The organism is Mycobacterium sp. E1747 (assembly GCF_001667775.1).
GTDB lineage: Bacteria > Actinomycetota > Actinomycetes > Mycobacteriales > Mycobacteriaceae > Mycobacterium.
Genome location: NZ_LZJI01000197.1, coordinates 58,658 through 85,363 on the forward strand (window position 1 = coordinate 58,658; position 26,706 = coordinate 85,363).

Here is a 26,706-nt window from a genome sequence, read left to right on the forward strand (position 1 = left end):
TGCGATGATCGAGCCGGGTTCTGCGACGACGGCGCCGGAAGACGAGGCCGAGCCGGCAGCCAAACCGGAATCCGGTCCGGCGACTCGTCAGCCCCGATGGCGGCAAAACCCTTGGTGGGTGCGCCATTACACGTTCACCGGCAGCGCCGTTGGCCTGATCTTCATCTGGTTCTCCATGACGCCGTCGCTGCTGCCGCGCGGCGCGTTGTTTCAGGGCCTGGTCAGCGGGATCTCCGGAGCCAGCGGTTACGGGCTAGGCGTATTCGCCGTGTGGCTGGTCCGCTACATGCGCGCCAAGGATCACAGTCCGCCGCCGCCGCGATGGGCGTGGATGGTGCTGATCCCGATCGGCGCCCTCGGAATGGTGTTGATGGCCATCTGGTTTCACGTCTGGCAAGACAACGTGCGCGACCTGATGGGTGTCTCGCACCTGCAGTGGTACGACTACCCGGTGGCCGCGGGCCTGTCGCTCGTGGTGCTATTCACCCTGGTCGAAATCGGGCAGTTCATCCGGTGGCTGGTCCGCTTCCTGGTCGGTCAGGTCGACCGCATCGCGCCGTTCCGGCTGTCGGCGACCATCGTGGTCGCGCTGCTCGTGGCGCTCACCATCACCCTGCTCAACGGCGTGGTGCTCAAGTTTGCCATGCGCACCATGAACAACACCTTCGCGTCGGCGAACAACGAGATGAACCCCGACACCGCGCCGCCCAAGACGCCGCTGCGATCCGGCGGACCCGAATCGCTGGTGTCGTGGGAATCCCTTGGGCACCAAGGCCGCATCTTCGTCGAAGCGGGGCCGAGAGCCGACCAACTCACCGCCTTCAACGGCGCCCCGGCGACCGAACCGATCCGGGCCTACGCCGGGCTGAACTCCGCGGACGGCATCACGGCGACCGCCGAGCTCGCGGCCCGCGAGCTGCAGCGCACCGGCGGGCTGCAACGTGCCGTCGTCGCGGTCGCGACGACCACCGGCACCGGCTGGATCAACGAGGCCGAAGCCGACGCGCTCGAGTACATGTACAACGGCAACACCGCGATCGTCAGCATGCAGTACTCCTTCCTGCCGAGCTGGCTGTCCTTCCTGGTGGACAAGGAGAACGCCCGCCACGCCGGGCAGGCGTTGTTCGAGGCCGTCGACCGACTCATCCGCCAGATGCCCGAAGCGCAACGTCCCAAGCTCGTCGTGTTCGGCGAAAGCCTGGGATCGTTCGGCGGCGAGGCGCCGTTCATGAGCCTCAACAACGTCCTCGCCCGCACCGACGGCGCCCTGTTCAGTGGACCGACGTTCCAGAACACCATCTGGACGGACCTGACGTCGACCCGCGACGCCGGTTCCCCGGAGTGGCTGCCGATCTATGATGCCGGCAAGAACGTCCGATTCGTCGCTCGCCCAAGCAATTTGGGCCGCCCGAACTCGGCGTGGGACCACCCGCGGGTGGTCTACCTGCAACACGCCTCGGACCCGATCGCCTGGTGGTCGCCCGACCTGCTGTTCAGCGAACCGGACTGGCTGCGGGAGCGGCGGGGCTACGACGTGCTGTCCGATACCCGCTGGATCCCGGTGGTGACGTTCCTGCAGGTTACGGCGGACATGGCGGTGGCGGTCGATGTTCCCGAGGGGCATGGGCACCACTACGTCGCCGACGCGGCCGACGGCTGGGCCGCCGTGCTGTCACCGCCCGGCTGGTCGCAGGAGAAGACCGACAAGCTGCGGCCGCTGCTCCATTCGGACGCCACCTCCACCGGCTAGCTACAGCCAGCGGCGCCCGGAGTCGGCGAACCGTCCCGGCCCGGCGTCAACCGCGCCGGCCGCGGAAAGCTGGTCCAGCACACCCGAACCCGCGAGGGCGTGGTACCCGCCGATGACGTCGGTGGCGCGGTGCAGGCCGATGTCGAGCAGCGCGGCGGCCGCGAGGCTCGAGGTGTACCCCTCCGAGCACACGATCACCCATTCGACGTCATCGCCGACGGCCTCGGGCAGCTTGGCGTCGCTGGTCGGGTCGCAGCGCCACTCCAAGACGTTGCGTTCGATCACCAGCGCGCCGGGGATCTCGCCCTCACGGAACCGTTGGGCCTGCGGTCTGATGTCGACGAGCACCGCCCCGCGCCGCAGCGCATCGGGCACTTCGGCGGCGGGAAGACGACGGAAGCGGCGCCGGGCGGATCTCAACACGACGTCGATGCGGCTCATCACGGTCCTTCCGGTTGATCGGTCAGCTCGGTGCGTTGGCGGCGCAACCGGTTTCGGCCGGTGACCTCGTAGTAGGACATCGCGGTCAGCGGCGGTGAATAGGCGTGCACGCTGAGCGAGGGACGCACCGGCGCGCGGTTGGCGCCCGCCAGGCCCGTGACCGGCACGGCCACCGGCCGGGGCGCCCACACCACGTCGTGCACCCAGCCCAGCGGGAACCCGGCCTGATCGCCGGCGTCCAGCCGACGCTGGCGCAGTTCGCGGCCGTCCCAACGGAATTCGTTGAGCGAGCCGGACACCACCGTCAGCGCGCCCAGCGATCCACCGTGATCGTGCAGTTCGGTGTGGTGACCGGGCACCCAGCTGATCAGCCAGACGTCCAGTTCCTCGTCGCCGTGGATGCGCGTGAACCAGCGCCGCGTCTCGGGTATCCCCCCCGGGGGCAGCAGGTGGTCGCAACGCCCGCTCAGCACGTCGTCGGCGGCCTGGTCGGTGGCGTGCATGAGGTCGGGCACCCGCAGGCGGGTCGGTCCCGAGGACGGGGACGGGACGTGGCGGGGGCGCAACGCAGCGGGGGCAGCGAGGGGCACTGACATCGGGGAGCTCCAGAGGAAACGGATCGGGCGGGCGGCGGCGTGTTACGGCCGACAACACTCGCAAAATCCGAAGCGCTCCATCACGGCCGCCAGTGTTGCATAGATTGTCAGCGTGCGCCGGTGCACTCATCGACCCCTGCTGTGCGGCACGCTCGCCGTGGCGGCCAGTTTGTTCGCGGCCGCGGGATGCTCCGCCGACCACCCGAGCGGCAGGCCCGCGTCCTCGTCGACCCGCCCGGCGGGCATCCCCACCGGCCCCGCCGGGGCTCCCCCGGGCGCCGTCGGGCGCTCGCCGGCGGGCGTGACGACCAGGATCGACGTGCCCGCGGATTCGACCGAGGAAGAGTATTACCAGGCCTGTCACGCCGCGAAAGTCTGGATGGATGCCCAGCCCAGGACCGGTCAGTCGCTGTTCGAGCCCTACTTGGCGATGCTCCAAGCCGCGCCGACGGGAACACCGGGGAGCTGGAACGCCCGCTGGGCGGATCTGACGCCGGCGCGGCAGGCGGCCGTGCTCACCGCCGCGCGTGCCGCCGCCAACGACGAATGCGGCTGACGCGTCCGGACCCCGGTTCAATTGAATTCACGGGAAGGAAAAACCCCCGACTCCGCGGGTGCGGGCCGGCGGCGCCGCGCAAAATGAAGGGATGCCGGACGGACCCGCCACAGCGGTTGGACGCCGATCGTCACCAACCCGGGTGGCGTTGGCGCTAGGCAGCGGCGGGGCCCGCGGGTACGCCCACATCGGGGTGATCGAGGCGCTGCGCGCCCGGGAGTACGAGATCGCGGGGATCGCGGGCTCGTCGATGGGCGCGCTGGTCGGCGGCCTGGAAGCGGCCGGACGCCGCGACGAGTTCGCCGACTGGGCGAAGTCCTTGACGCAGCGCACCATTCTGCGGCTGCTGGACTTCTCGATCAGCGCGGCCGGGGTGATGCGCGCGGAGAAGATCCTCGATGCGGTGCGCGACATCCTCGGCCCGGTCGCCATCGAGCAGCTGCCCATCCCCTTTACGGCGGTGGCGACCGACCTGGTGGCAGGTAAGTCGGTGTGGTTTCAGCGCGGCCCGGTCGACACCGCGATCCGCGCCTCCATCGCCATCCCCGGCGTGATCGCCCCCCACGAGGTCAACGGTCGTCTGCTGGCCGACGGCGGCATCCTGGACCCGCTGCCGATGGCGCCCCTTTCGGCGGTCAACGCCGACGTGACCATCGCGGTGAGCCTGAGCGGCAGCGAGGCGATCGCCAACCGCGACGCGGATTCGGGGGTCACGGCCGAGTGGCTGAACCGCATGGTGCGCAGCACCTCGGCGCTGCTCGACACCACGGCCGCCCGCTCGCTGCTCGATCGGCCGACGGCGCGGGCCGTCCTTGGCAGGTTCGGCGGATCCACCGCCGAGGCGGACAGCTGGCCGGACGATCCCGACGTCGAGCAGAGCGCGACCGAAGACGAGGTGGCCGCTGAATTGGTCGACGCCGCAGCGGAAGTCCCGAAACTGGGCAGCTTCGAGGTAATGAACCGGACCATCGACATCGCCCAGGCCGCGCTGGCGCGCCATACGCTGGCCGTCTACCCGCCCGACTTGTTGATCGAAGTGCCGCGCTCGATCTGCCGGGGCCTGGATTTTCACCGGGCGGCGGAGGTGATCGCCGTCGGCCGTGCGCTGGCGGACGAGGCGTTGGACGCCTTCGAGAACGACCGTGCCGCGCCGCCCACGATCGAGGGTTGAAACCCGCTCTGCCGCAACGGTTTATACCCCGAGGAAACGCGCTACGGCCGCGGCCTCGCGGCGGCCCTGCTCGCGTCCGGCCAGCGCCGACGCGACGCGGCAGGCGGGATCCAGCGGATTGGGCCCGAAGGCCGCCAGCGAGTCGGAGTCGGCGAACACCGCGAACGTCGCACCGGTGAAGGCGGCGATCTCGGCGGCCGGGCCGGCGCCGAACGGCGACGGCCTGTCCGCGCCCGAGGGCACCAGCACCACCGCCGCGTCGCAATCGGCGGCCACACCGATGTTGACCGAGCCGGCCACCCCACCGTCCATATACCGGCGGCCGGCGATGGCAACGGGCGGCCAGGCCCCGGGTACCGCGCAACTGGCCGCCACCGCGTCGACGAGGTCGACACCGGACCGGCGATCGAAAACGGCCAATTCACCTGTGGCAACGTCGATTGCGGTGATCCGCAGCGCCCGGTCGGGCCAGTCGTGGGATGGCAAACGCTGCGCGATGACCCGCCTGCGTACCGGCGGCGGAACGGTGTCGGTGGCAAGCGCCACGGCACCGATCCGCCGCATCTGCTGCCGGGTCCGGTCCGACGGGTCGGCGTAAGGCTCCGCCAAGACCCTCAGGAACATTCCGGTGATCGTTTCGACATCGACGCCGGAGTCGATCTCGGCCGACGCCTCGGCGACCTGCCGGTCGAACAGCTCAGCCAGCGGGGCGCCGCTCCCGATCTGCGCGGCGACCGTCGAACCCGCGGAGGTGCCCACCAGCACGTCGGAATCCAGTAACAGCCCAGCCGCCGCCGATGACTCATCGGCGATGCCACGCAAAACACCTGTCTCCCAGGCGATTCCCGCTATCCCGCCACCGGCCAGCACTAGCGCTCGTCTGGTTGTCACGCCCACCCACTCTGCCAGGCCGGCATCGGCTAGCGCCGCGCGCCCGGCAGGGCGTGTTGCGCCTCCTGGACCCGTGCGCTCAACTCCGTCCGGCGCAGCAGGTGTGCGGGCGGGTCGGGCAGGATCAGCCGGCGCTCGACGCGCAACGCGGCCCCGACGTGCACCAGCTCACCCGGCTCCAGCAGGCGCCAGCGGGGGTCGTCGTCCATGCGTTCGGTGGCGAACACCACTGACGGTCGGGTGCACAGATGTTCCGACCGCGCGTGAATCCGGTTGGTGCGCAGGTCGAATGTCGGGGCCTGGGCGGGGGCGTCGTCGGACCGGTCCAGGATGTAGAGCTCGTGGGTTTCGGGGTAGCGCAGCGCCCACATGTCGGTGCCCGTGCTCAGCAGCACGTTGACCGCATAGATCGGCACGTTGGCCGCGAGCCATGTCATGGCATCGGTGAGGCCCGCGGTGACGTCGCCGTCGCGCGCCCGGATCGAGGCGGTGATCAACGCGAACACCCGCTCGGAATCGGTGTCGCCCAGAACCAAGTCGTCGGTGCCGACCTCGCGCAGCCGGTCGCCCAGGACATCCAGCCCCTCGAGCACTCCGTTGTGCGCGAAGATCCGGCCGTCCTGCAGGAACGGGTGGGTGTTGCAGACGTCGAGCGAACCGGTCGTCGCGTAACGCACGTGCGCGACGAACGTCGTGCCCGTCAGGTCATGGGCCTCGGTGGCGAACGCGGCGTCCTCCCAGGCCGCCATGGGTTGCTTGTCCAGCTGCGGCCGGCCGTGCTCGTCGAAGACGCCGACGCCCGTGCCGTCCGGGTTCCTCCTGCTCTGCTCGGCGAGACTGTCCGGGGCGTCCAACAACCAAAACGTCGCGGTGCAAACGTCCGTCCCGGCGTGCAACCCGAATAGTCGACACATGGCCTCGACGGTACCCAGGGTCAGCCCGCGCGCTCAGTCGCGGGCCTCGACCACCCAGTAGCCGTGCTCGGCGTAGCGCGCCCGGATGGCCTTCTTGTCGTACTTGCCCACGCTGGTGCGCGGAATCTCCTCGACGAACGCCCACCGTTCGGGCAGCCACCAGCGAACCACCCTCTCGGCGAGGAACTTTCGCAGGTCTTCGGCGCTGACCGTGGTGCCTTCCTTGGCCACCACGACGGCCAGCGGCCGTTCCTGCCAGCGCTCGTCGGGCACGCCGACCACCGCGGCCTCGACGACGTGCGGGTGCCCGATCAAGCTGTTCTCCAGCTCGACGGAGGAGATCCACTCGCCGCCGGACTTGATGACGTCTTTGGCCCGGTCGGTCAGGGTGACGAAACCGCGCTCGTCGATTCGCCCCACGTCACCGGTGCGCAACCAGCCGGAGTCGAACTTCGAGTCGTCGGGCGTCAGGTAGTAGGAGCCGGCGATCCATGGGCCGCGGACCTCCACCTCGCCGACGGCCTCGCCGTCGTTGGGCAGCACCTTGCCCTCATCGTCGACGATCCGCATCTGGACACCGCAGACCGGCTGCCCCTGCGTTGCGCGGATCGCCCAGTGTTGATCCTGCGGAGTGCCCGGGGGCGGCCACGCCATGGTGGCCATCGGTGACGTCTCCGTCATGCCCCACAGTTGCCGGATCTGAACGCCGTGATTCTCCTCGAAGGTGCGCATCAGCGACAGCGGAACGGCCGATCCGCCGCAGACCACCAGCCGCAGCGACGACATGTCGTGGCCGGGCTCGTCCTCCAGGCGATGCAACACGTCGTTCCAGATGGTGGGCACCGCGCCCGCCACGGTCGGTCGCTGGTCCTCGACCATGCGGATCAGCGACCGGGCATCGAGGTGACGGTCGGGCAGCACCAGATCGGAGCCGGCCATCAGGGCCGCGTAAGGCAGGCCCCACGCGTTGGCGTGGAACATCGGCACGATCGGCAGCACGCTGTCGACGGCGCCGACGCCGATGCCGTTGGTGGTGCAGGCCGCCATCGTGTGCAGGTAGCTCGAACGATGGCTGTAGACCACGCCTTTCGGGTTGCCGGTGGTGCCGCTGGTGTAGCACATTGCGGCCGCGGACTTCTCGTCGAGGTCCGGCCAGTCGAAGTCGGGGGATTCACCGTCGAGCACATCGGCATACCGCAGCACGGTCTTGCCCGATCCCTCGAACGGGGCGGTGTCGCCCTCCCCCACGACGATCACGGTGTGCACGGTCTTGAGGTCACCCAGCACCGGGGCGAGCAGCTTGGTCAGCGACGCGTCGACGAGCACCACCTGGTCTTCCGCCTCGTTGGCGACGTAGGAGATCTGCTCGGCGAAGAGGCGGATGTTGAGGGTGTGCAGCACGGCACCCATCGACGGCACCGCCAGGTAGGTGGTCAGGTGTTCGGCGTTGTTCCACATGAACGTCGCCACCCGCTGATCCCCGCTGACGCCGAGGCGGCGCAACCCGTTCGCCAGCCGAGCGGCGTCGCGACCGAGTTCGCGGTAGGTCATTCGCCGGTAGCCGTCATCGGTGGCGGTGGTGACCGTGCGGGCGCCGTGCACGCCGCACCCGTGGCGCATGATCGCGGTGATCGTCAACGGAAAGTCCTGCATCGTGCTGTGCATTGAGGTACCGCCTTTGGATCTCGGCGCAGCATCGCCTGATGTCAACCCTCGAGACACGGGGTGGCCGCATCCCGCGCCGGGGGCGAGGGGCCGCCGGCAGCCTCCACCCTAAGCCCGCGTTCGGCGCCGGCGTCGGCAAACACCCTAGGCGAGTACGGGTTCCCGCTGCGCCAGCGCCGGCAGCCGGGTGGTCGACTCGTCCGCCGGTCCCGCGGCGACCGGCGCCACGGTGACCACGCCGGAGTGGTCGCCGATGTAGAGGTACCTGCCGTCCGGGCTCTCCACCACGCAGGAGGGATGCTTCACCGCCGTGAAGTCCCCGATGACGTCGTGGGTGCGCGTGCAGACCACCGCCACGTGGTCGTCGCTGACCAGATAAGCGCGGCGGCCGTCACGGCTGAGCGCCATGCGGGTGAGCGGACCGGCGACCTCGCTGAGCTTGCGCGTGCCCGTGATCTTGCGGGACTTGGTGTCGATGACGTCGAAAACCGCGCCCACCACGGGGCCGCAACTGGCCACGTACGCCACACCGCCGTCGTCGCTCAGCGCGACGTCGCGGATGGGCAACCCTAGCTCGTAGCCTCCGGTGATGCGCGAGAGCCGAGTGTCCACTTCGACCAGTTGGCCGCCCGCCGGGCCGTTGGTGGCGGCGTAGAGCTGACCCCCGTCGGGGCCGATGCGGACACAATCCACGTTGGTCCCCGGGGCGGTGGCCAGGTCGATCACCCCGAAGTCATCCGTGGTGGTGTCCAGGACGGTGATGTCGGCGCCCCGCGCGCCGTTGCGCCCGGCGTAGACGAACCTGCCGTCGGCGCTGACGGCGAGGTCGCTCACGCTGTTGGCCAGCGGATAAGTCGCGACACGGGCCATCGTGGCGAGGTCGACGACGTCGACGGAGTCGTATGCCGCCGACGCGGTGCTGATGTAGGCGCGGGGGGCGTTCCCACCGCTGAGTGCGATCGTGAAGGCCTCGTCGAGGCCGGTGACGGTCTGCATCACCCGCCGCCCATCGGTGTCGATGATCGAGACCGTGTCGCCGCCGTGGTTGGCGACTATCAGCCGGCTGCCGTCGGGGCTTACGCCGGCGTCGCTGATCGGACCGTTTCGCACCGGAATCCGGACCAACGAGCTCTCGTCCAATCGAAGGTTTCGCTCTTCTCCGTAGTCCGGGAAGGCCTTGCCGCCGTTCACACCGCTCACATTGCACCGCCTTTTGCTCATTGTCGGCGCGGAGGCAATATCGCCGGAACTTGCGCGACAGATCGGCCTCCGGATCCAGGAGATCTCAGCACCGAAAGGCGCTGACGCGACTGGTTTTTGCGATCCTACCGGCCAAAATTCACGTCGAAGCGGGTCGAATTCCCCCGACGTTAGCTACGTCACTCCCCGCGCTCAGGTTCTGCTCAGGCTTTCAATAACGCTGTACGGCAGTCGCTTACCCCCAGCGAAAGCGATGCAAACGCGCATCCGGCGGATTTCGCTTTCGCCGCTAACGTCCCCGGTCAGCGCCGTGGCGGTGTCCAGGTTAAGAGATTCTCAGGGTCTGCACCGCGAAGAGGTAAAGATCACACCTTGCTGGTTAGCTGAATTGGGTTTTCGGCCGGGGCAGCGCCGCACCGTCGACGACGATGTCCAGTTTTTCATTGTAAAACGCCACCAAACCGGCGATCTGGCCGACCGCGGGCAACGGGTAGTGATAGGTCCAGGCCAGGTCCGGATGCAGCGCACCGCCGGAGCGCACGGACCAATATCCCGACGTCACTCCTTTGTACGGACACAGCGTCTGCGTCGAGCTGGGCTGCAGATGCTCGAAGTAAACGTCGGTTGGGTCAATGTAATACCTTGTCGGTAAACCGGTTTCGAATAGCAGTACGGGAGACCTGGTGTCGGCCAGCACAATTCCGTCCAGCTCGACCCGGACTTGCCGGTGTGACCGCAGGGCGTCCACCCGCGAATACGGGTTGCGCGGATGGCCGTAGATCGGCTCGTCTTCCTCGAACCAGCGCAACGGATTCCATTCGAATCGCACCGTGCCGGCCACCGGGCCATCACCGTCAGCGTCGAACACTCGCGCGGCGGACGGATAGGTCTGACCGGAGCGCTGCAGGGAGTACAGCCGTGAGGCGCCGAATTGCACCTTCTGCGAATGGTTCTCGTCACGCAGAAACTCCGGGCGGACATCGGACAACGGGATGTAGTACTGCGGGTAGTACGGGACCTCCCACACGTAAAGCGCGGAGGTGGTGTCGAAGACCAGCGCGTCGCCGAGGTAGCCCCGCACCCGGCGCGGTGCGGGCTCGACCCTGCCGCGCGCGGCGGCCATCTCGGGGTAATCACGCTCGACGGTCATCTCTGATCCTTGGCTGCCAGCCCGGCCGGCGCGTGGGCGATCGCTTTGCGGATGGCGTCGGCCAGCGCCAGCGCGCTCTCCTCGGTGAGCTCCAGCGCCACCCGCGCCGACGGGCCGAGCTCGGGATTGATCACGTCGATGTTGACCGTGTGGCCGTAGGGGGCGTGGACCGGGTGATCGAGGTACACGGTCGCGCGGCTGGCGCCGAACCACCCCGTGGCGCCCTTGCCGCTGCCGTCGATTCTGACGTGTTCGGTGAGATAAGTGCACATGACCGGCGAGACCTAGCCTTTCAGGTGGGTGGCGAAGAAGTCGTCGATGCGCCGCCAACCGTCGACCGCCGCCTCGGGCCGGTAGGCGGGTCGATCGACGGAGAAGAACGAGTGGCCCGCGCCCTCGTAGGAGTGGAACTCGTGCGGCTTGTCCAGCCTCGTCAGTTCGTCGTCGAGCGCAGCGACCGCGGCCGGCGCCGGGAATCGGTCCTCGATCCCGAACAGGCCCAGCAGCGGGCAACTCAGATTCGGCGCCAGCTGCAGGATCGGTTTCATAGCCTTGGGCATCCCCTCCGGCGGATCCTCGACGATGAAGGCGCCGTAGCAGTCCACTGCCGCATCGAACGGCAGCGAACACGCCGCCAGGTACGCGTGCCGCCCGCCCGAGCAGTGCCCGATGACGCCGAACCTGCCGTTGGCACCTGGCAATGAGCGCAGGTGCTCGACCGCTCCCGCGACGTCACCGACCAGACGTTCGTCGGGCACGCCGCCCGCCGCACGCGCCGCCGCCGCCGCGTCGTCCGGCGAGGCGCCCGGCGCCTCGCGCGAATAGAGGTTCGGAGCCACGGCGTGGTAGCCGCTGACGGCGAGCCGCCGGACGAACTCTTTGGTCTCGCGGTCATAGCCGGGCATGTGATGAATCCACACGACTCCCCCGCGCGTCCCTTCGGCAAGGGGCGAGGCGCGGTATGCCTCGATCTCGTCGCCGCCGAGGCCGGTGATGGTGATGGTTTCCGCACGAATGGCGTCTGGGCTGATCGCCTTCATTCGCGACTCCTCTTGGGTTGTCCCTCGTTGGCCGCAACCGGGCGCGGAGCGCATGGGGCCGGTCCGGGCCCACTGCGCCGGAACCCAACGTATCGGAACACCTTTGCGCCCGGTCAGCGCCGCTTGTCGCGCACCTTGTACGTCGACGGCCACGACTTGCGGGACTCGTCTCCGGTCAACGGGGTGCCCATCCCCCCGACCTTCACGTTGTAGGCCTCCTTGCCCGGGCCGACCTCTCGATTCGCGTGCTCCTGGGCAAGGAAGTACAGCTCGTCGATCGTGGCCTCGTCGTAGGCGACGAACGAGGTTTCCCGCGCCACGTCGTCGATGCCGGCGAGCAACCGCTCGGGCAGCACCCGCGATGCCAGCGCCGCCAGGCCCAACACCGTGAAGGGAATGAGCCAGTAGCAGACGTACGACAACGGAGTCCTGGTGTCCAGGATGGTGGCGTCACCCCGCACGATCGGTGGAATCGCCGACGACACCGTCATAACGGCCAGGCTCCCCACCCAGATCCAGCTCAGGACGCTGACGGCCCGCCCGAACAGCTCGGTCGTGCGCACGTCCGCGGGCTGCTCCGCGGCGAGGAACGCGCGCACGAACGGCTTACCCGTCAGCGTGGCGACCAGTGCGACCACCGAAAATCCGGCGATGCTCAGCGGCAGTATCCACCGCTGGGAGAACCAGTCGCCGAGCGCGAAAGTCAGTCCCGTCAACACCATAAATACTGCGGCGCAACCGATTTCGAGCGTCCGCTCCGGCTTGCCGGTGAGAATTCCGATCGCCAGTGCGGCGGCCGCGACCGCCAGCCCGACCAGCGCGGCGGCCGGCAACGGGACGTTACCGACGAGCACCCAATAGACGATCCACGGCGCAAGACCAAACAGCATGCCCACGAGGGTCAGTGTAGGAGTGACGATTTCCGCGGGCCCTGGTGGCCGGGTCGAAAATTTGGTCCGCGGCCGAGGGCCATCCCACATGGGCTTCTTCGGTCGCCGACCCCCGCAAGCCAATGCCGCGTTGCGTCAGGCCTTCTGACGGCGAAGGCCGCTAAGAGGTGTTCAGCCCCATCGCCAGAAAGTCGAGGCGCCACAGCGACTCGAACAGCTTTCGTCCGAATTCCCGTACCAGGCCAGCGTTTTCGGGGCCGATGTCACCGCGCCGGGCGACGTGGTCGATGATCTCCCGAATCGTCTGCCGGCCGTCGACCTGCTGGACGAACGGCAGCTGGGCGGGGTTGAGCTTCAGCTTGGAACCGGGCAGGTGAATGTCGTCCCCGGACAGCAGGCAGGCCGTCCGCAACAGCGGAACATAGTCGAGCGCCTGGGGCGTCGAAAAATCGATCGCGTAGTGCTCTTTCGGGCGTTCGGGGCGGCAGGCCATGAAGAAGTGGGTGGCGTTCGCCGGCTGCAGGCGTTCCATCACCGACCACAACTCGACCTCGGGCAGCTGGTTCAGCAGCGCCTGGAACCCGCTCGCCGGCGCGACGATGTCGTGCGGGTAGTACGGCGTCTTGTGAAACCAGCCCTGAAAGGCCAGTCCCGCGGCGCCGACCAGGTCCAGGCATTCGGCAACGGTGTAGCTGCGCTGCCGACTGTGCAGGAACGTGTCGACCAAGGCGCCGTCGGACACCAGATCGCGCGCACCCTTGAGGTACGAGCGGACGGGATGATCCGCGGGCAGCACCGCGACCGCCTCTTTGACCATTTGGACCGACGCGTCATCCTGCCCCAGTCCGAGGTCGCGGAAGGCCGATTCGAGCATCTCGACGCCGATCCGGCCGTACTTCGCGTACAGCATGACGCCCAGCGCTCCGTCCGCGCGCAGGCAACCGCCAAGCGCCTTGAGCCCGGTCAACGGATCAGCCATGTGGTGCAGGACGCCGGTGGACACGATGAGATCGAAGTCGCGCGAAAGAGTCGCCACCTCTTCAATGGGCAGCAGGTGCAATTCCAAGTTGTCCAGGCCGTGTTTGTCGATCAGATACTGCTCGTGCTTCAACGCCGACCGGCTGACGTCGATCGCGACGATCTTGGCGGTGCGGTTCATGAACGCGAAAAGGGCGGCCTGGAACGTTCCGCAGCCCGCGATGAGAATGTCGGAGTCCGGTTTGTACTCGCGGTTCGGCCACAACACCCGGTGCGCCCAGAACGGGTCGAACCAATCCCAGTGGGTCTTGGTCCACGCCGCCAGATCGGTTACCGGGGGCGGATACTCCCACCGATCGTATTGGCGGGAGACGCCGTCGCCCCGCGGATCGTCGGTCACTTCAGCGCGGCTCCTTCGCGGTGGCGGTCGCGACCAACTTACTGTGCCCGCCGCCTTTCGGCTCGCCTGACGTCCGCGCTCACATCAGCGGGGGCCCGGGGATCAGCCAGATCAGCGAACTGTCGATAAGCCCCCGGTATTGCGGGCAGTAGGCGGCCACGGACAGGCCGACGAAGTAGCTGGCTTCCTTCATCGAGAGATCGGTGTCGCGCTTCACCTTCAACGCCAGCACGCTTGCGTTCGCATTGTTGTCGAATCCGGTGCACACCCGGTGGGCCATCGCGATCGCGGTGTCGCTGTCGCGGACTTCGATGCCGTAGTTCGCGAGCGACGCGATGAACGCGTCGTCGGCAGGATCGGCCGACGCCGATGCCGACGCTGCGGGAAGGAGCGCGACAACCGACAGTAGGACGGCACAGACCGTCGGCCACTTGCCCGCACGGACGTTCATACCGGTGATATGCCTCTCTCGGTCGTCTACGAATTCGTCTGATCTTTCACTGTCAACCCCGCCGCCGAATGCCGTTAGGGGCCAAGGTCCTCGCGGATCGGACCCTTGGTCGCTATTCCGACCTAGGCCGGCCCGTTGACGATGCGATCCCGGATGCCGGTCGCCGTGGTGAGGTGCGCTTCGGCGGAGTTCATGAATTCGCCCGCGTGGCGCGCCTCGTTGGCGTCCTTGTCCTCGACCGCGGCGACGCAAAAGTGGGACGCGGCATCGAAGTCGTCGAGGCTGGCTTGCAGCGCGTCGGTGAGTTCTTTGTCAGGGGACGGCAAGTGGCCTTGGAGGAAGCTCGCCGCGTCATGGCCCTCGTGGCAGGCAGCCCCGAGTGCGGCGTAGTCATGCTCCCCGATGGCGAAGGTCGCCTTGCCCATGGCGATCCCAAGGTCTTGCATGTGGTCCTTGGTCTGTTCGACCCATCCGCGCACAGCCTGCGCGTGCGACGTTGTGGTGGTGGGGCCTGCGCCGCCGGTGGATGTGCGAGTTGAGCAGCCGGCGATGGTAAGAACTGCCGCCGCGCACACCATGGCTTGCTTGATCACCGCTGTCCTCCTCAGAACCCCCTGAACGGTGATCCTGCGCGCCGGCCCTATCCGCCAGACAGGGCATAAAGGCTCTACCTCTAATAGCAAGACGGCCCGAATTCGGTCGCTGAATCGTCGGTCTCGAACCGATACTGGGAAGGATCGAGTCCGCCGCCGTGCCGATCGTGGGTCCAGCTCGGTTAATCGGCGGATTGCGTCTTCAACGCCATCGCCAGAAAGTCCAACCGCCACAGCGCCTCGAACAGCTTGTGCCCGAATTGCTGAATCTGCGCATCGTCGCGCCGGGCAAAGTCGTTGAGCTGTGCCACGGATTCACAAATCTCACGAATGGTCCGGCGGCCGTCGACGCGCTGGACGAAGGGCAGTTGGGCCGGGTTGAGCTTCAATTGCACGCCGCGCAGAAATATCTCGTCGCCGGACAGCCGGCACGCGGTTCGCACCAGCGGAACGTAATCGAGCGCTCCCGGGTCCGAGAAATCAACGGTGTACTGCTCCTTGGGCCGCTCGGGGCGGCAGGCTAGGAAATAGTGGGTGGCATTCGTCGTTTGCAGGCGCTCCATCACTGACCAGAGTTTTGCGTCAGGCAGTTCGCTCAACACCGACGGAAGTCCGCTTCCCGGCGGGAACAGGTCGTGCGGGTAATAAGGCGTCTTATGGAACCACCCCTGAAAAGCCAACCCGGCCGCATCGACGAGGTCCAGGCATTCCCCGACGGTATAGCTTCGTTGGCGGGCGTGCAGGAACGTGTCGACAAGGCCGCCGTCCGAGAGCAGGTCGCGCGCGACCCTCACATAGCTGTTGGCGGGGTGGTCCGCCGGTAGCACCGCGATCGCGTCTTTGACCAATTGGACCGACACTTCGTCCTGTGACAGTCCCAGGTCATGAAACACGGATTCGAGGATTTCCACCCCTATTCGCCCATACTTCGCGTAGAGCATCGCGGCCAGCACGCCGTCCGATCGCAGACACTCGCCGAGAGCTGTCAGTCCGGTCAGCGGATCGGCCATGTGGTGCAAGACGCCACTGCAAACGATGAGGTCAAAATCCTGCCCAAGCGCGCGCACCTCTTCGATCGGAAGAAAGTGCAGCTCGAGGTTGTCGAGCCCGTGCTTGCCTTTCAGATACTGCTCGTGCTTCAGCGCCGAGCGGCTGACGTCGATAGCCACGACCCTCGCGCCTTGGTTCATGAAGGCACAGGCCGCCGCTTGGGACGTGCCGCATCCGGCGATCAGGATGTCGAGGCCCGATCTGTACTCCCGGTCCGGCCAGAAGATCCGATGGCTCCAGGAGGGGTCGAACCAATCCCAATGCCCGTTGGCCGCCCACGCCTCGAGGTCTTGGACCGGAGGCGGATACTCCCATCGGTCGTACTGCCGGGAGACGGCGTCAGTCCGCGGATCCTCGGTCACGTCGGCACGGCTCCTTCGAAGATCGGACGGTGCGACCAACCTACTGTGCCGGGGGGTCCGCGCCCGAACCAATGCCGGCGGCAACAGGCCGACCGACGGTGCCCATAGACGCGTGGTGCTGGTGCCCCCAGTCGGACTCGAACCGACACTGGGCGGATTTTAAGTCCGCTGCCTCTGCCAATTGGGCTATGGGGGCCCGGCCGCGAATCTAGCTTGCGAACGCCGAAGCCGGGACATCGCATCCCGTCCAAAGAAGCGAAATTTCCCACATGCGGCGCGACCGGCGATTGGCTAGGATCCGCGCCCGCGCGCATTAACCACGGCTTTCCGGCAGATGACAGATGACACGGCTATGTCATCCCGCAAGACCGTGTTAAAACTGCCGACCTCATCGTTAAAACGCCGTAAACGGCTGTCACGCTGACGCTTTCGGCCGAGACCGTGGAGTCGTGGGTCGTTAGTGTTACGCCAGCGCACAGGGGCCGTTACGCGAACACACAGGTCGATCCACCGCATGGGGGTCGGCTCGTTCCAACATATAGGAGCAATCGATGGCATTTCTGACAACACAGACCGAAGAGATGCTCGCTGCCGAGCAGCTGCTGTCGGGGATCAACACCAACCTGGCGGCGCAGAACGCGGGCGCCGCGGCGGCGACCACGGTCATCGCTCCCGCCGCCGCCGATCCGGTGTCGGCCCAGCAGGCGGCGATCTTCTCGACGTACGGCACCCAATACCAGGCGATCGCCACCGAGGCGCAGGCGTTGCTGGACAACTACGCGCAGACCCTCGGCATCAGCTCCGGCAGCTACGGCGACACCGAGGCCATCAACGCGAGCCAGGCCGCGCTGTCGAGCGCCGCTTCCCCGCTCGCCGCCGCCGCTACGACGCCGTCGAACACTCCACTCGACTACCTGGCATGGCTGCTGGGTAGCACGGGCAACGGCACCAACCCGAACATGCTGGGCGGGATCTTCGGCCTGTCGAGCAACGGCGCCAACATCGGCAACATCGGCTTCGGCAACTGGGCTTCCGCCGGTTCGGACCTGATCGGCCTGGCCGGTGGCGGTCTGCTCGACACCTCCGCCGCCGACGCCGCGGGCTCGGCCGCCGGGGCGGCGGGCCTCGCCGACACGACCGCCCCGATGGCCGGCGGCGGCATGGCCGGCATGGGCGCGGCGCCGATGGCCTCGATGGGCTCGGCCACGATGGTCAGCAAACTGTCGGTGCCGCCGACGTGGGCCGCTCCCGCCACCCCGGTGGTTGGTACCAGCGCCGCACCGCTGCAGACCGTGGGCTGGACCGCCGCCGCACCGCAGGCCGGCGCGGGGACCATCATCCCGGGCATGCCGGGCATGGGCGGAGCGGCGCGCAACAGCGCCGGCTTCGGCGCCCCGCGCTACGGCGTCAAGCCGATCGTCATGCCGAAACCGGCGACCGTCTAGTCCTCGTGCCCTCGAAAACCTCAAATTTCTAAAGACAAAGGAGCGGGAAACACAAATGGTTCTTGACTTTGCAGCAGTTCCGCCGGAGATCACCTCCGCGCTTTTGTACTCGGGCGCGGGCGCCGGCCCGCTCATGGCCGCCGCGGCCTCATACGCCAACCTGGCCGCCGAGGTGAGCGCCACCGCAAGCCAGTGGGAGTCGATCATCTCGCTGCTCACCACCGAAAACTGGACCGGCGGCGGGTCGGTGGCGGCCGCGGCCGCGGCCCAGCCGATCATCACATATCTCACCGAGACGGCAACCACGCTCGAGCAGGCCAGCGCGCAAGCCACGGCGTCGGCGGCCGCGTACGAGGCCGCCTTTGCGGCGACGGTTCCCCCGCCGGTGATCGCGGCCAACCGGTCGTTGCTCGCGACACTCGTCGCGACCAACGTCCTCGGCGTCAATTCGGCCGCGATCGCCGCGACCGAAGCGCAGTACGCCGCGATGTGGGCTCAGGACGCCGCGATGATGGCCGCCTACCAGGCGGCGTCGGCGGCGGCGGGGGTGCTGACTCCCGTGACACCGCTGACGTCGACCACCAACCCCGGGGCAGCCGCGGCCGCCGACAGCGCCGCGCTCGCCGCGGACTCGTCCGGCGGCACGGTCCAGGCACTGGCGGCCCCCATCTCCAATGCGGCCATAACCGCCCCGACCCTGCCCTTCCAGACCACGGGAATCTTGTCCTCGGTCGACAACTTCCTCGGGACACCGTCGGTGCTCAACGGCATCAACGGCGCCGTCAACACCGCAGCCTGGTGGGTCTGCAACACCATCCCCACGGCCGTGTCGCTGGGCCACACCCTCGGCTCCGTGCCGTCGATCCCGTTCGCGCTCACCGACTCGGTCACGCCGCTCGCCGGTGGGATGGTGCAGGGCACCATGGTCGGCTCGGTGTCCGGCGCGGGAGCGTCGGCCGCCCTGGGCGAGGCCTCCGCGGTCGGCGGGCTCTCGGTGCCGGCTGGCTGGAATGCGGCCGCCCCGGCGACGTCGCTGGCTTCCTCCACCGCCCCGCTCGAAGGCTCGGGCTGGACGGCCGCGGCGGAAGCGGAGCCCGTCGCCGCGATGCCCGGCATGCCCGGCATGGCGGGCGCGGCCAAGGGCGCCGGTGCCTACGGCGCCGGGCCGCGATACGGCTTCAAGCCGATCGTCATGCCCAAGCAGGTTGTCGTCTGATGTCGGAATACCGGTACGGGAAATAAGGGGGTACATGTCACCCGTTTGAGGCGATGAGTTAACCGGTAGGCCGTAATCTGTCCACAACGCGGCCACCACCGCATCAATTGGAACTGTTAAGACTTCGAGTTTGAAGGCTTGAAAGACAAGGAGAAAGAAACATGGCAACTCGTTTTATGACTGACCCGCACGAGATGCGGGCGATGGCGGGCCGCTTCGAGGTGCACGCCCAGACCGTTGAGGACGAGGCCCGCAAGATGTGGGCGTCCTCGATGAACATCGCCGGCTCGGGCTGGAGCGGCCAGGCGCAGGCGACCTCGTACGACACCATGGGTCAGGTCAACCAGGCCTTCCGCAACATCGTCAACATGCTCCACGGGGTGCGCGACGGGCTGATCCGCGACGCGAACAACTACGAACAGCAAGAGCAGGCCTCGCAGCAGATCTTGGGCAGCTAGTAGCCGAAGCCGCTGTCTTCCAACACTTTTAAGGAGCTAAGCAATGACCATTAACTACCAGTTCGGCGATGTCGACGCCCACGGTGCCCTGATCCGCGCCCAGGCCGCGTCTTTGGAGGCTGAGCACCAGGCCATCGTTCGTGATGTGCTTGCTGCGGGTGACTTCTGGGGCGGCGCGGGTTCGGTGGCCTGCCAGGAGTTCATCACCCAGTTGGGTCGCAACTTCCAGGTGATCTACGAGCAGGCCAACGCCCACGGGCAGAAGGTGCAAAGCGCCGGCAACAACATGGCCAGCACCGACAGCGCCGTTGGGTCCAGCTGGGCCTGACACCGCTTCTTCACTCGAAGGGCCCGCACACCACGGTGTGCGGGCCCTTTCGATTTTCGCTTATCCGGCCACTGGCGAACGCGGGATGAGTGAGGGGCGGAACCCGACCCGGTGCACCGCGCGGTCGGACTCGCGGTCGACCATGCCGCCCAGCGGCAACTCGCAGACGTCACTGGCCGCCGCAGGCGACGGCGCCCCCGCCCCACCCGCCCGGCATGGCCTTGGTATCGAGGGCGGTGGGCAGCGGACTCGTGGAGGGCGGGCTCTCTCCCGAGCCGCGCCCGCCGCGAAACATGGCCAAAGAGGCCGACTTTGGTGATCGATCGCGCGAGCCGGACTTCGTTGTCCGCCGCGGCCGAGCGTACGTATTTCGGCCGCGACCCCAACCGCGGCCATTCGGCGCATCGCAAGTGGACCAAATCCGCTCGGATGCCTCGGTTTCGGGATATGTCGCCTGGAACCGACGCGCGGGGATAAGCCAACGGCATTGAGATTCAACGCTTTTGACGAACCGGCGCGCCGCAAGTGGTCCCACCGGACACATAGAGAAGTCGCATTCGGGCCGGGCCTACACGGGCGCCGCCACCCGCGCACATTTGAGAACTCTATGAACTCCGTGACAGTCGGGTGTGGATCTTGCCAGAATGGAGGAACATGACCGCAATGTCGGACTACGCGGGTGGCCAGCGGCCCCGCCAGGCCATCCTCGGGCAGCTGCCCAGGATTTATCGTGCCGATGGCTCGCCGATCAGGGTCCTTTTGGTCGACGACGAGCCGGCGCTGACCAACCTGGTCAAGATGGCGCTGCACTACGAGGGCTGGGTTGTCGACATCGCCCACAACGGACGCGAGGCCATGGCTAAGTTCGACAAGGTCAGTCCAGACGTGCTGGTGCTCGACATCATGCTGCCCGACGTCGACGGGCTGCGGATCCTGGAACGGGTCCGCCAATCCGACGCCTACACCCCGACGCTCTTCCTTACCGCGCGGGATTCGGTGATGGACCGGGTCACGGGACTGACGGCGGGCGCCGATGACTACATGACCAAGCCGTTCAGCCTGGAAGAGCTCGTCGCACGGCTGCGCGGGCTGCTGCGCCGTTCCGGTCAGCAGGCGCCGCCCGCGGCTGAAACCCTCAACGTCGGTGACCTGCGGCTGGACACCGCCAGTCGCGAGGTGACGCGGGGCGGCACGCAGATATCGCTCTCCTCAACCGAGTTCGAATTGTTGCGGTTCCTGATGCGAAATCCCCGTCGCGCGCTGAGCCGCAGCGAGATCCTCGACCGCGTGTGGAACTACGACTTCGCCGGGCGCACCAGCATCGTGGACCTCTACATCTCCTACCTGAGGAAGAAGATCGACTCCGGACGGGAACCGATGATTCACACGGTGCGCGGAGTTGGATACATGTTGCGGTCCCCGGAATGACCCGGGAGCGGGAGCGGGACGCCCTGTCCGGCGATCTTCCGCGGTGGCTGCCCCGTTCGTTACGCCGCCAGCTGTTGTTGGGCGTCCTCGCGGTCGTAAGTGTGGTGCTGATGACGGTAGGGATCGTCTCCGTGCTGAGCCTGCGCGGCTACGTCACTGCGATGAGCGACGCCGATGTCGCCGAGTCCTTGGACGCGTTGGGCCACTCCTACCACAAATACGTTCGGGGAGAACACGATCCGGGCGGTGGCGCCAAGCCGCTGCCGGAGGCGATGCTGCAGTTCACCGATCAGACGCCGGGAAACCTGATCCTCGTGCTGCACGAGGGCACCGTGATCGGGTCGGCGGTGTTCTCAGAAGCCGAAGCGCGGCCCGCGCCCGCCGACGTCGTCCGCGCCATCGAGGAGCAGTCGTGGACAAACGGGCCGCCGCGGACCGAGAACCTGGGCAGCCTTGGGTTTTACCGGCTCAAGAGCCACGTCGACGGATCGGACGTGCTGATCGCCGGCGTATCGCTGAACCTCGCCGACCAAATCATCACCCGCAAACAGATCACCACCACGCTGCTCATCGCGGCGGCGCTGACGGTCACCGCCGGGCTCACGGTGTGGGTCGTCGGCTATACCCTGCGGCCGTTGCGCCGGTTGGCCGCTACCGCGGCGGAAGTCGCCGCGATGCCGCTGGCCGACGACGACCACCGAATCAGTGTCCGGGTGCGGCCGCGTGACACCAACCAACAGAACGAGGTCGGCATCGTCGGCCACACCTTGAACCGGTTGCTGGACAACGTCGATAGTGCGCTGGCGCAGCGCGCCGAATCCGACCTACGGACACGGCAATTCATCACCGACGCCAGCCACGAGCTGCGAACCCCGCTCGCGGCGATTCAGGGCTACGCCGAACTCACCCGCCAGGACAGTTTGGAGTTGCCGCCGACCACCGAGTATGCGCTGGCCCGCATCGAGTCAGAAGCGCGGCGCATGACGCTGCTCGTCGACGAGCTGCTGCTGCTGTCCCGCCTGGGCGAGGGGCAAGACCTGCAAAGCGAGGACGTCGACCTTGCCGAGCTCGTCGGTAACGCCGTCAACGACGCGGCGGTCGCGGCGCCGACACACCATTGGGTGAAGGAGCTGCCCGAGGAACCGGTGTGGGTGCGCGGCGACCACGCGCGGTTGCACCAGCTGGTCAGCAACCTGCTCAACAATGCTCGGGTGCACAACCCGCCCGGGGTCACCGTCACGACCGCGATTACCTGCCGCCGCGACGGTCCCGAGGCGCCGTGCGCGGAACTGACCGTCACCGACGACGGACCGGGCATCGACCCGGAGCTGCTCCCCCGCTTGTTCGAACGGTTCGCCCGCGCCGACAACTCGAGGCTGAATGGGACCGGCACCGGGCTGGGTCTGGCCATCGTCAGTTCGATCGTCAAGGCCCACCACGGCTCCGTCACCGCCGAATCCACCGAGGGGAGAACGGTTTTCCGGGTCCGGCTGCCGATCATCGACGGTCCGGGCGCCGACGACGAATGACGCGCGTATGCACGCCGGCGCCGGGGCGCTAAGAAACCGTAAAGGTTGGCCCGCGGTGCCGTTAGAAAAATGTCAACCAAAGGCCCTTGCCCCGCGGTGCCAGCTAATTTCAAGCTGATCTTGCCTCCGAGAACCGCGCCGTTGCTGACTCGATGAGGCCCTTTTGTATGCACGGCCGGAATGGAGAGAAGATGGGCTCGAGATGGACGTCGAGATGGACGTAGTGGCCTTCGTCGTGCTCACGGTGGCGGTGTTCGCCGTGCTGGGCTTGGTGCAGAAGTTGGTCGAGCGGCTGTGAGTTACGAAAACATCGTCGGTTTGGCGCTTTCCGTCCTTCTCGCGCTGTTCCTCGGTTGCGCACTGCTCTTCCCGGAGAGGTTTTGATGAGCCCGACGACGGCCGGGCTGGTCTTCCTCGCGGTTCTCGCCCTGGCGCTGGTCGCCGTGCACGTGCCGTTGGGCGACTACATGTATCGGGTCTACACCGCCGAGGAGGACAATGCCGTAGAGCGGGCCGTCTATCGGTTGATCGGCGTCGACGCACGCTCGGAGCAGACGTGGGGCGCCTACGCGCGCAGCGTCTTGGCGTTCTCGTCGACCAGCATCCTCGTCCTGTTCGTGTTCCAGCTGGTGCAGGGCAAATTGCCGCTGCACCTGCATGATCCGGCCACCCAGATGACCCCGGGGCTGGCGTGGAACACCGCGGTCAGCTTCGTCACCAACACCAACTGGCAGGCTTACTCCGGCGAGTCCACGCAGGGCCACCTGGTGCAGATGGCCGGGCTGGCGGTGCAGAACTTCGTTTCCGCCGCCGTAGGCATGGCGGTCGCGATCGCGCTGGTGCGCGGGTTCGCCCGTACCCGCACCGGCGCGCTGGGCAACTTCTGGGTCGACCTGGTGCGCGGGACAATGCGCATCCTGTTGCCCATCGCGGCCCTGGGCGCGGTCGTGCTGATCGCGGGCGGGGCGATTCAGAATTTCCATCTGAACGATCAGGTCGTCACCACCCTCAACGGGGCGCGGCAGACGATCACCGGTGGTCCGGTGGCCAGCCAGGAAGCGATCAAAGAGCTGGGCACCAACGGGGGCGGCTTCTACAACGCCAACTCCGCCCACCCGTTCGAGAACCCGACCAGGTGGACCAACTGGCTGGAGATCTTTTTGCTGCTGGTGATCAGCTTCTCGTTGCCGCGCACGTTCGGGCGCATGGTGGGCAGCACGAAGCAGGGCTACGCGATCGCATCCGTGATGGCCTCGTTGTACGCGATCAGTGTGACCTTCATGATGTGGTTCCAGCTGCAGCACCACGGCACGGTGCCGACCGCGGTCGGCTCGGCAATGGAAGGGGTAGAGCAGCGGTTCGGCGTCGCCAACTCCGCGGTCTTCGCCGCCTCGACGACGCTCACCTCCACGGGCGCCGTCGACTCCGTCCACGACAGCTACACCAGCCTCGGCGGCATGATGACCATGTTCAACATGCAGCTCGGCGAGGTCGCGCCCGGCGGCACCGGCTCTGGCCTCTACGGCATACTCATCCTGGCGGTGATCACCGTGTTCGTCGCCGGGCTGATGGTCGGGCGCACCCCCGAATACCTCGGTAAGAAGATCACTCCCCGTGAAATCAAGCTTGCCGCAAGCTATTTCCTGGTTACGCCGCTGATCGTGCTGACCGGTACCGCGATCGCGATGGCGCTGCCCGGCGAACGGGCGGGCATGCTCAACGCCGGCCCGCATGGACTGTCGGAGGTGCTCTACGCATTCACCTCCGCGGCCAACAACAACGGGTCCGCATTCGCCGGCATCAGCGTCAACACCAACTGGTACAACACCGCCCTGGGGCTCGCCATGGTCTTCGGTCGGTTCCTGCCGATCGTGCTCGTGCTCGCCCTGGCCGGTTCGCTGTCCAGGCAGGGGCAGACACCGGAATCCGCGGGCACGCTGCCGACCCACCGGCCACAGTTCGTCGGCATGGTCGCCGGGGTGACGCTGATCCTGGTGGCCCTGACCTTCCTGCCCATGCTGGCACTCGGACCCCTCGCTGAAGGAATCCACTGATGACCGCGCCCACCGTCGACCCGGCTGAGCAGTCGCAGCCCAGCTCTGCCATGAACAACAAACGGGTGCAAGGCGGCTTGCTGGACCCGAAGATGCTGTGGCGCTCCGCGCCTGACGCGCTGCGCAAACTCGACCCGCGCACCCTGTGGCGCACTCCGGTGATGTTCATCGTCGAGATCGGCGCCACCTGGAGCACCGCGCTGGCGATCATCGACCCGACCTGGTTCGCCTGGTTGACGGTGATCTGGCTATGGCTGACAGTGTTTTTCGCGAACCTCGCAGAGGCCGTGGCGGAAGGCCGCGGCAAGGCTCAGGCCGAGACCCTGCGCCGGGCCAAGACGCAGACGCTGGCCCGGCGGCTGAGGAATTGGCAACCCGGGGCGCCGGCCGTCGAGGAGGAGGTCGCCGCGCCGCTGCTGCAGCAGGGTGACGTCGTCGTGGTCGAGGCCGGGCAGGTGATACCGGGCGATGGCGATGTGGTCGAAGGCATTGCCTCCGTGGATGAATCGGCCATCACCGGGGAGTCGGCGCCGGTGATCCGCGAGTCCGGCGGCGACCGCTCGGCGGTCACCGGCGGCACCACCGTGCTGAGCGACCGAATCGTCGTGCGGATCACCCAGAAGCCCGGCGAGAGCTTCATCGACCGGATGATCGCGCTCGTCGAGGGTGCCAACCGGCAGAAGACGCCCAACGAGATCGCACTGAACATCCTGCTGGCAGCGCTGACCATCATCTTCGTCTTCGCCGTCGCCACCCTGCAGCCGCTGGCGATCTATTCGAAGATGAACAATCCCGGCGTTCCAGACACCCAAGCGCTCAACGTAAACGGCGTCACCGGCATCGTGATGGTGTCGCTGCTGGTGTGCCTGATCCCCACCACCATCGGAGCGCTGCTCTCCGCGATCGGGATCGCGGGCATGGACCGGCTGGTGCAACGCAACGTGCTCGCCATGTCGGGCCGCGCGGTGGAGGCCGCGGGTGACGTCAACACGCTACTGCTGGACAAGACCGGCACGATCACCCTGGGCAATCGGCAGGCGGGCGCCTTCGTCCCCTTGGACGGAGTGACCGACGAACAACTCGCCGACGCCGCGCAATTGTCCAGCCTTGCCGACGAGACGCCGGAGGGACGCTCGATCGTCGTCTACGCCAAGCAGCATTTCGGCCTGCGTGCGCGCACGCCCGGTGAACTCGCACACGCCCAGTGGGTGGAGTTCTCCGCAACGACACGGATGTCGGGTGTCGACCTGGACGGGCATCTGCTGCGCAAAGGCGCGGCCAGCTCGGTCGCGGAATGGGTTCGCGGCCAAGGCGGTAAGGTGCCGATGCAGCTCGGCGAGCTCGTCGACGGCATCTCCGCCGGCGGCGGCACCCCGCTGGTCGTCGGGGAGAGCCGCGATGGTGAGGCGTCGGTGCTGGGCGTCATCCACCTCAAGGACGTCGTCAAGCAGGGCATGCGTGACCGATTCGACGAGATGCGCCGGATGGGCATCCGCACGGTGATGATCACCGGCGATAATCCGTTGACCGCCAGGGCGATTGCCGATGAGGCCGGCGTCGACGACTTCCTCGCCGAGGCCACGCCCGAGGACAAGCTCGAGCTGATCAAGCGGGAGCAGGAGGGCGGCAAGCTGGTCGCGATGACCGGCGACGGCACCAACGACGCGCCGGCGCTGGCTCAGGCCGACGTCGGCGTGGCGATGAACACCGGCACGTCGGCCGCCAAAGAGGCGGGCAACATGGTCGATCTCGACTCCGATCCCACCAAGCTGATCGAGATCGTCGAGATCGGCAAGCAGCTGCTGATCACCCGCGGCGCGCTGACCACCTTCTCGATCGCCAACGACATCGCAAAGTACTTCGCGATCATCCCGGCCATGTTCGTCGCGCTGTTCCCCGGGCTGGACGCGATCAACATCATGCGGTTGCACAGCCCGCAGTCGGCGATCCTGTCGGCGGTGATCTTCAACGCGATCGTCATCGTCGCGCTGATCCCGTTGTCGTTGCGTGGGGTGCGTTACACACCGAGCAGCGCGTCAAAGTTGTTGAGCCGCAACCTCTACATCTACGGCCTCGGCGGAATCGTCGCCCCCTTCGTCGGAATCAAACTGATCGACCTGATCGTCCAATTCGTCCCGGGGATGTCCTGA

Annotated in this window: 27 protein-coding genes and 1 tRNA gene; 13 read left to right on the forward strand and 15 right to left on the reverse strand. The window is 67.3% G+C overall.

Annotation, left to right across the window (positions count from 1 at the left end):
* Window positions 1–4 precede the first annotated feature (4 nt).
* The gene (locus tag A5695_RS19950) at window positions 5–1,750 is read left to right on the forward strand and encodes an alpha/beta-hydrolase family protein (protein WP_068086047.1); all 1,746 of its coding nucleotides are present in this window, start codon (window positions 5–7) and stop codon (window positions 1,748–1,750) included.
* Here the strand turns inward: A5695_RS19950 and A5695_RS19955 are convergent, their stop codons facing one another.
* Together A5695_RS19955 and A5695_RS19960 are read right to left on the reverse strand one after the other, a co-directional pair.
* Window positions 1,751–2,191: a rhodanese-like domain-containing protein gene (locus A5695_RS19955; RefSeq protein WP_068086050.1), complete on the reverse strand. Its 441-nt coding sequence runs from the start codon at window positions 2,189–2,191 to the stop codon at window positions 1,751–1,753.
* Complete coding sequence (locus tag A5695_RS19960) at window positions 2,191–2,787, reverse strand: cysteine dioxygenase family protein (RefSeq protein WP_156749753.1); 597 nt, start codon at window positions 2,785–2,787, stop codon at window positions 2,191–2,193. Before A5695_RS19960 ends, A5695_RS19955 begins: the two co-directional genes overlap by 1 nt.
* Window positions 2,788–2,899: 112 nt before the next feature.
* Between A5695_RS19960 and A5695_RS19965 the strand changes: the two genes are divergently transcribed.
* Together A5695_RS19965 and A5695_RS19970 are read left to right on the forward strand one after the other, a co-directional pair.
* Window positions 2,900–3,343 carry a lipoprotein LpqV gene (locus A5695_RS19965; protein ID WP_156749754.1) on the forward strand — a complete coding sequence of 148 codons (444 nt, stop codon included), beginning with the start codon at window positions 2,900–2,902 and terminating at the stop codon, window positions 3,341–3,343.
* 91 nt (window positions 3,344–3,434) lie between these two features.
* Window positions 3,435–4,514 carry a patatin-like phospholipase family protein gene (locus A5695_RS19970; protein ID WP_156749755.1) on the forward strand — a complete coding sequence of 360 codons (1,080 nt, stop codon included), beginning with the start codon at window positions 3,435–3,437 and terminating at the stop codon, window positions 4,512–4,514.
* Between the two features lie 21 nt (window positions 4,515–4,535).
* Here A5695_RS19970 and A5695_RS19975 read toward each other — a convergent pair whose 3' ends face one another.
* The 13 genes from A5695_RS19975 to A5695_RS20035 all read right to left on the reverse strand — a co-directional run bounded on the left by A5695_RS19975 (window position 4,536) and on the right by A5695_RS20035 (window position 16,294).
* On the reverse strand, window positions 4,536–5,405 hold the full coding sequence (locus A5695_RS19975; protein WP_068086240.1) for a patatin-like phospholipase family protein: 870 nt from the start codon (window positions 5,403–5,405) through the stop codon (window positions 4,536–4,538).
* A gap of 29 nt (window positions 5,406–5,434) precedes the next feature.
* Window positions 5,435–6,319, reverse strand: coding sequence for a class II glutamine amidotransferase (locus tag A5695_RS19980; RefSeq protein WP_068086056.1), 885 nt, complete (start codon window positions 6,317–6,319; stop codon window positions 5,435–5,437).
* A gap of 33 nt (window positions 6,320–6,352) precedes the next feature.
* The gene (locus tag A5695_RS19985) at window positions 6,353–7,984 is read right to left on the reverse strand and encodes a long-chain fatty acid--CoA ligase (protein WP_068086058.1); all 1,632 of its coding nucleotides are present in this window, start codon (window positions 7,982–7,984) and stop codon (window positions 6,353–6,355) included.
* A 144-nt stretch (window positions 7,985–8,128) separates the two neighbouring features.
* Window positions 8,129–9,184, reverse strand: a complete 1,056-nt coding sequence (locus A5695_RS19990; protein WP_156749756.1) for a WD40 repeat domain-containing protein — start codon at window positions 9,182–9,184, stop codon at window positions 8,129–8,131.
* A 379-nt stretch (window positions 9,185–9,563) separates the two neighbouring features.
* Entirely contained in the window at window positions 9,564–10,334 is a 771-nt protein-coding gene (locus A5695_RS19995) for a DUF427 domain-containing protein (RefSeq protein ID WP_068086061.1), read from the reverse strand.
* A complete protein-coding gene (locus A5695_RS20000; RefSeq protein ID WP_068086063.1) occupies window positions 10,331–10,606 on the reverse strand; it encodes a DUF6295 family protein in 276 nt (91 codons plus the stop codon). Before A5695_RS20000 ends, A5695_RS19995 begins: the two co-directional genes overlap by 4 nt.
* A gap of 12 nt (window positions 10,607–10,618) precedes the next feature.
* The gene (locus A5695_RS20005; protein WP_068086066.1) at window positions 10,619–11,374 is read right to left on the reverse strand and encodes a dienelactone hydrolase family protein; all 756 of its coding nucleotides are present in this window, start codon (window positions 11,372–11,374) and stop codon (window positions 10,619–10,621) included.
* Between the two features lie 113 nt (window positions 11,375–11,487).
* Entirely contained in the window at window positions 11,488–12,270 is a 783-nt protein-coding gene (locus tag A5695_RS20010; RefSeq protein ID WP_068086068.1) for a hypothetical protein, read from the reverse strand.
* Between the two features lie 154 nt (window positions 12,271–12,424).
* Window positions 12,425–13,642: a bifunctional 2-polyprenyl-6-hydroxyphenol methylase/3-demethylubiquinol 3-O-methyltransferase UbiG gene (locus A5695_RS20015; RefSeq protein WP_068086070.1), complete on the reverse strand. Its 1,218-nt coding sequence runs from the start codon at window positions 13,640–13,642 to the stop codon at window positions 12,425–12,427.
* Window positions 13,643–13,721: 79 nt separating this feature from the next.
* The gene (locus A5695_RS20020; protein ID WP_068086073.1) at window positions 13,722–14,093 is read right to left on the reverse strand and encodes a DUF732 domain-containing protein; all 372 of its coding nucleotides are present in this window, start codon (window positions 14,091–14,093) and stop codon (window positions 13,722–13,724) included.
* 122 nt (window positions 14,094–14,215) lie between these two features.
* The gene (locus A5695_RS20025) at window positions 14,216–14,686 is read right to left on the reverse strand and encodes a hypothetical protein (protein WP_156749757.1); all 471 of its coding nucleotides are present in this window, start codon (window positions 14,684–14,686) and stop codon (window positions 14,216–14,218) included.
* A gap of 182 nt (window positions 14,687–14,868) precedes the next feature.
* On the reverse strand, window positions 14,869–16,098 hold the full coding sequence (locus tag A5695_RS20030) for a bifunctional 2-polyprenyl-6-hydroxyphenol methylase/3-demethylubiquinol 3-O-methyltransferase UbiG (RefSeq protein WP_068086079.1): 1,230 nt from the start codon (window positions 16,096–16,098) through the stop codon (window positions 14,869–14,871).
* Between the two features lie 119 nt (window positions 16,099–16,217).
* A tRNA-Leu gene (locus A5695_RS20035) sits at window positions 16,218–16,294 on the reverse strand.
* Between the two features lie 355 nt (window positions 16,295–16,649).
* Between A5695_RS20035 and A5695_RS20040 the strand changes: the two genes are divergently transcribed.
* The 10 genes from A5695_RS20040 to kdpB all read left to right on the forward strand — a co-directional run bounded on the left by A5695_RS20040 (window position 16,650) and on the right by kdpB (window position 26,706).
* Window positions 16,650–17,543: a PE domain-containing protein gene (locus tag A5695_RS20040; RefSeq protein ID WP_068086082.1), complete on the forward strand. Its 894-nt coding sequence runs from the start codon at window positions 16,650–16,652 to the stop codon at window positions 17,541–17,543.
* Between the two features lie 55 nt (window positions 17,544–17,598).
* Window positions 17,599–18,759, forward strand: a complete 1,161-nt coding sequence (locus tag A5695_RS20045) for a PPE family protein (RefSeq protein WP_068086084.1) — start codon at window positions 17,599–17,601, stop codon at window positions 18,757–18,759.
* Window positions 18,760–18,920: 161 nt separating this feature from the next.
* Entirely contained in the window at window positions 18,921–19,217 is a 297-nt protein-coding gene (locus A5695_RS20050; RefSeq protein ID WP_007771418.1) for a WXG100 family type VII secretion target, read from the forward strand.
* Window positions 19,218–19,260: 43 nt separating this feature from the next.
* On the forward strand, window positions 19,261–19,545 hold the full coding sequence (locus A5695_RS20055) for a WXG100 family type VII secretion target (protein ID WP_046184805.1): 285 nt from the start codon (window positions 19,261–19,263) through the stop codon (window positions 19,543–19,545).
* A gap of 654 nt (window positions 19,546–20,199) precedes the next feature.
* On the forward strand, window positions 20,200–20,973 hold the full coding sequence (locus tag A5695_RS20060) for a response regulator transcription factor (RefSeq protein WP_068086086.1): 774 nt from the start codon (window positions 20,200–20,202) through the stop codon (window positions 20,971–20,973).
* Complete coding sequence (locus tag A5695_RS20065; protein WP_068086089.1) at window positions 20,970–22,502, forward strand: cell wall metabolism sensor histidine kinase WalK; 1,533 nt, start codon at window positions 20,970–20,972, stop codon at window positions 22,500–22,502. Before A5695_RS20060 ends, A5695_RS20065 begins: the two co-directional genes overlap by 4 nt.
* Before the next feature lie 202 nt (window positions 22,503–22,704).
* Window positions 22,705–22,800, forward strand: coding sequence for a potassium-transporting ATPase (locus tag A5695_RS28730; RefSeq protein ID WP_197515561.1), 96 nt, complete (start codon window positions 22,705–22,707; stop codon window positions 22,798–22,800).
* Complete coding sequence (gene kdpF, locus A5695_RS30360) at window positions 22,797–22,886, forward strand: K(+)-transporting ATPase subunit F (protein ID WP_082972872.1); 90 nt, start codon at window positions 22,797–22,799, stop codon at window positions 22,884–22,886. Before A5695_RS28730 ends, kdpF begins: the two co-directional genes overlap by 4 nt.
* Complete coding sequence (gene kdpA, locus A5695_RS20075) at window positions 22,886–24,556, forward strand: potassium-transporting ATPase subunit KdpA (RefSeq protein WP_068086096.1); 1,671 nt, start codon at window positions 22,886–22,888, stop codon at window positions 24,554–24,556. Before kdpF ends, kdpA begins: the two co-directional genes overlap by 1 nt.
* Entirely contained in the window at window positions 24,556–26,706 is a 2,151-nt protein-coding gene (gene kdpB / locus A5695_RS20080; protein WP_068086099.1) for a potassium-transporting ATPase subunit KdpB, read from the forward strand. The genes kdpA and kdpB overlap by 1 nt, the downstream gene beginning before the upstream one ends.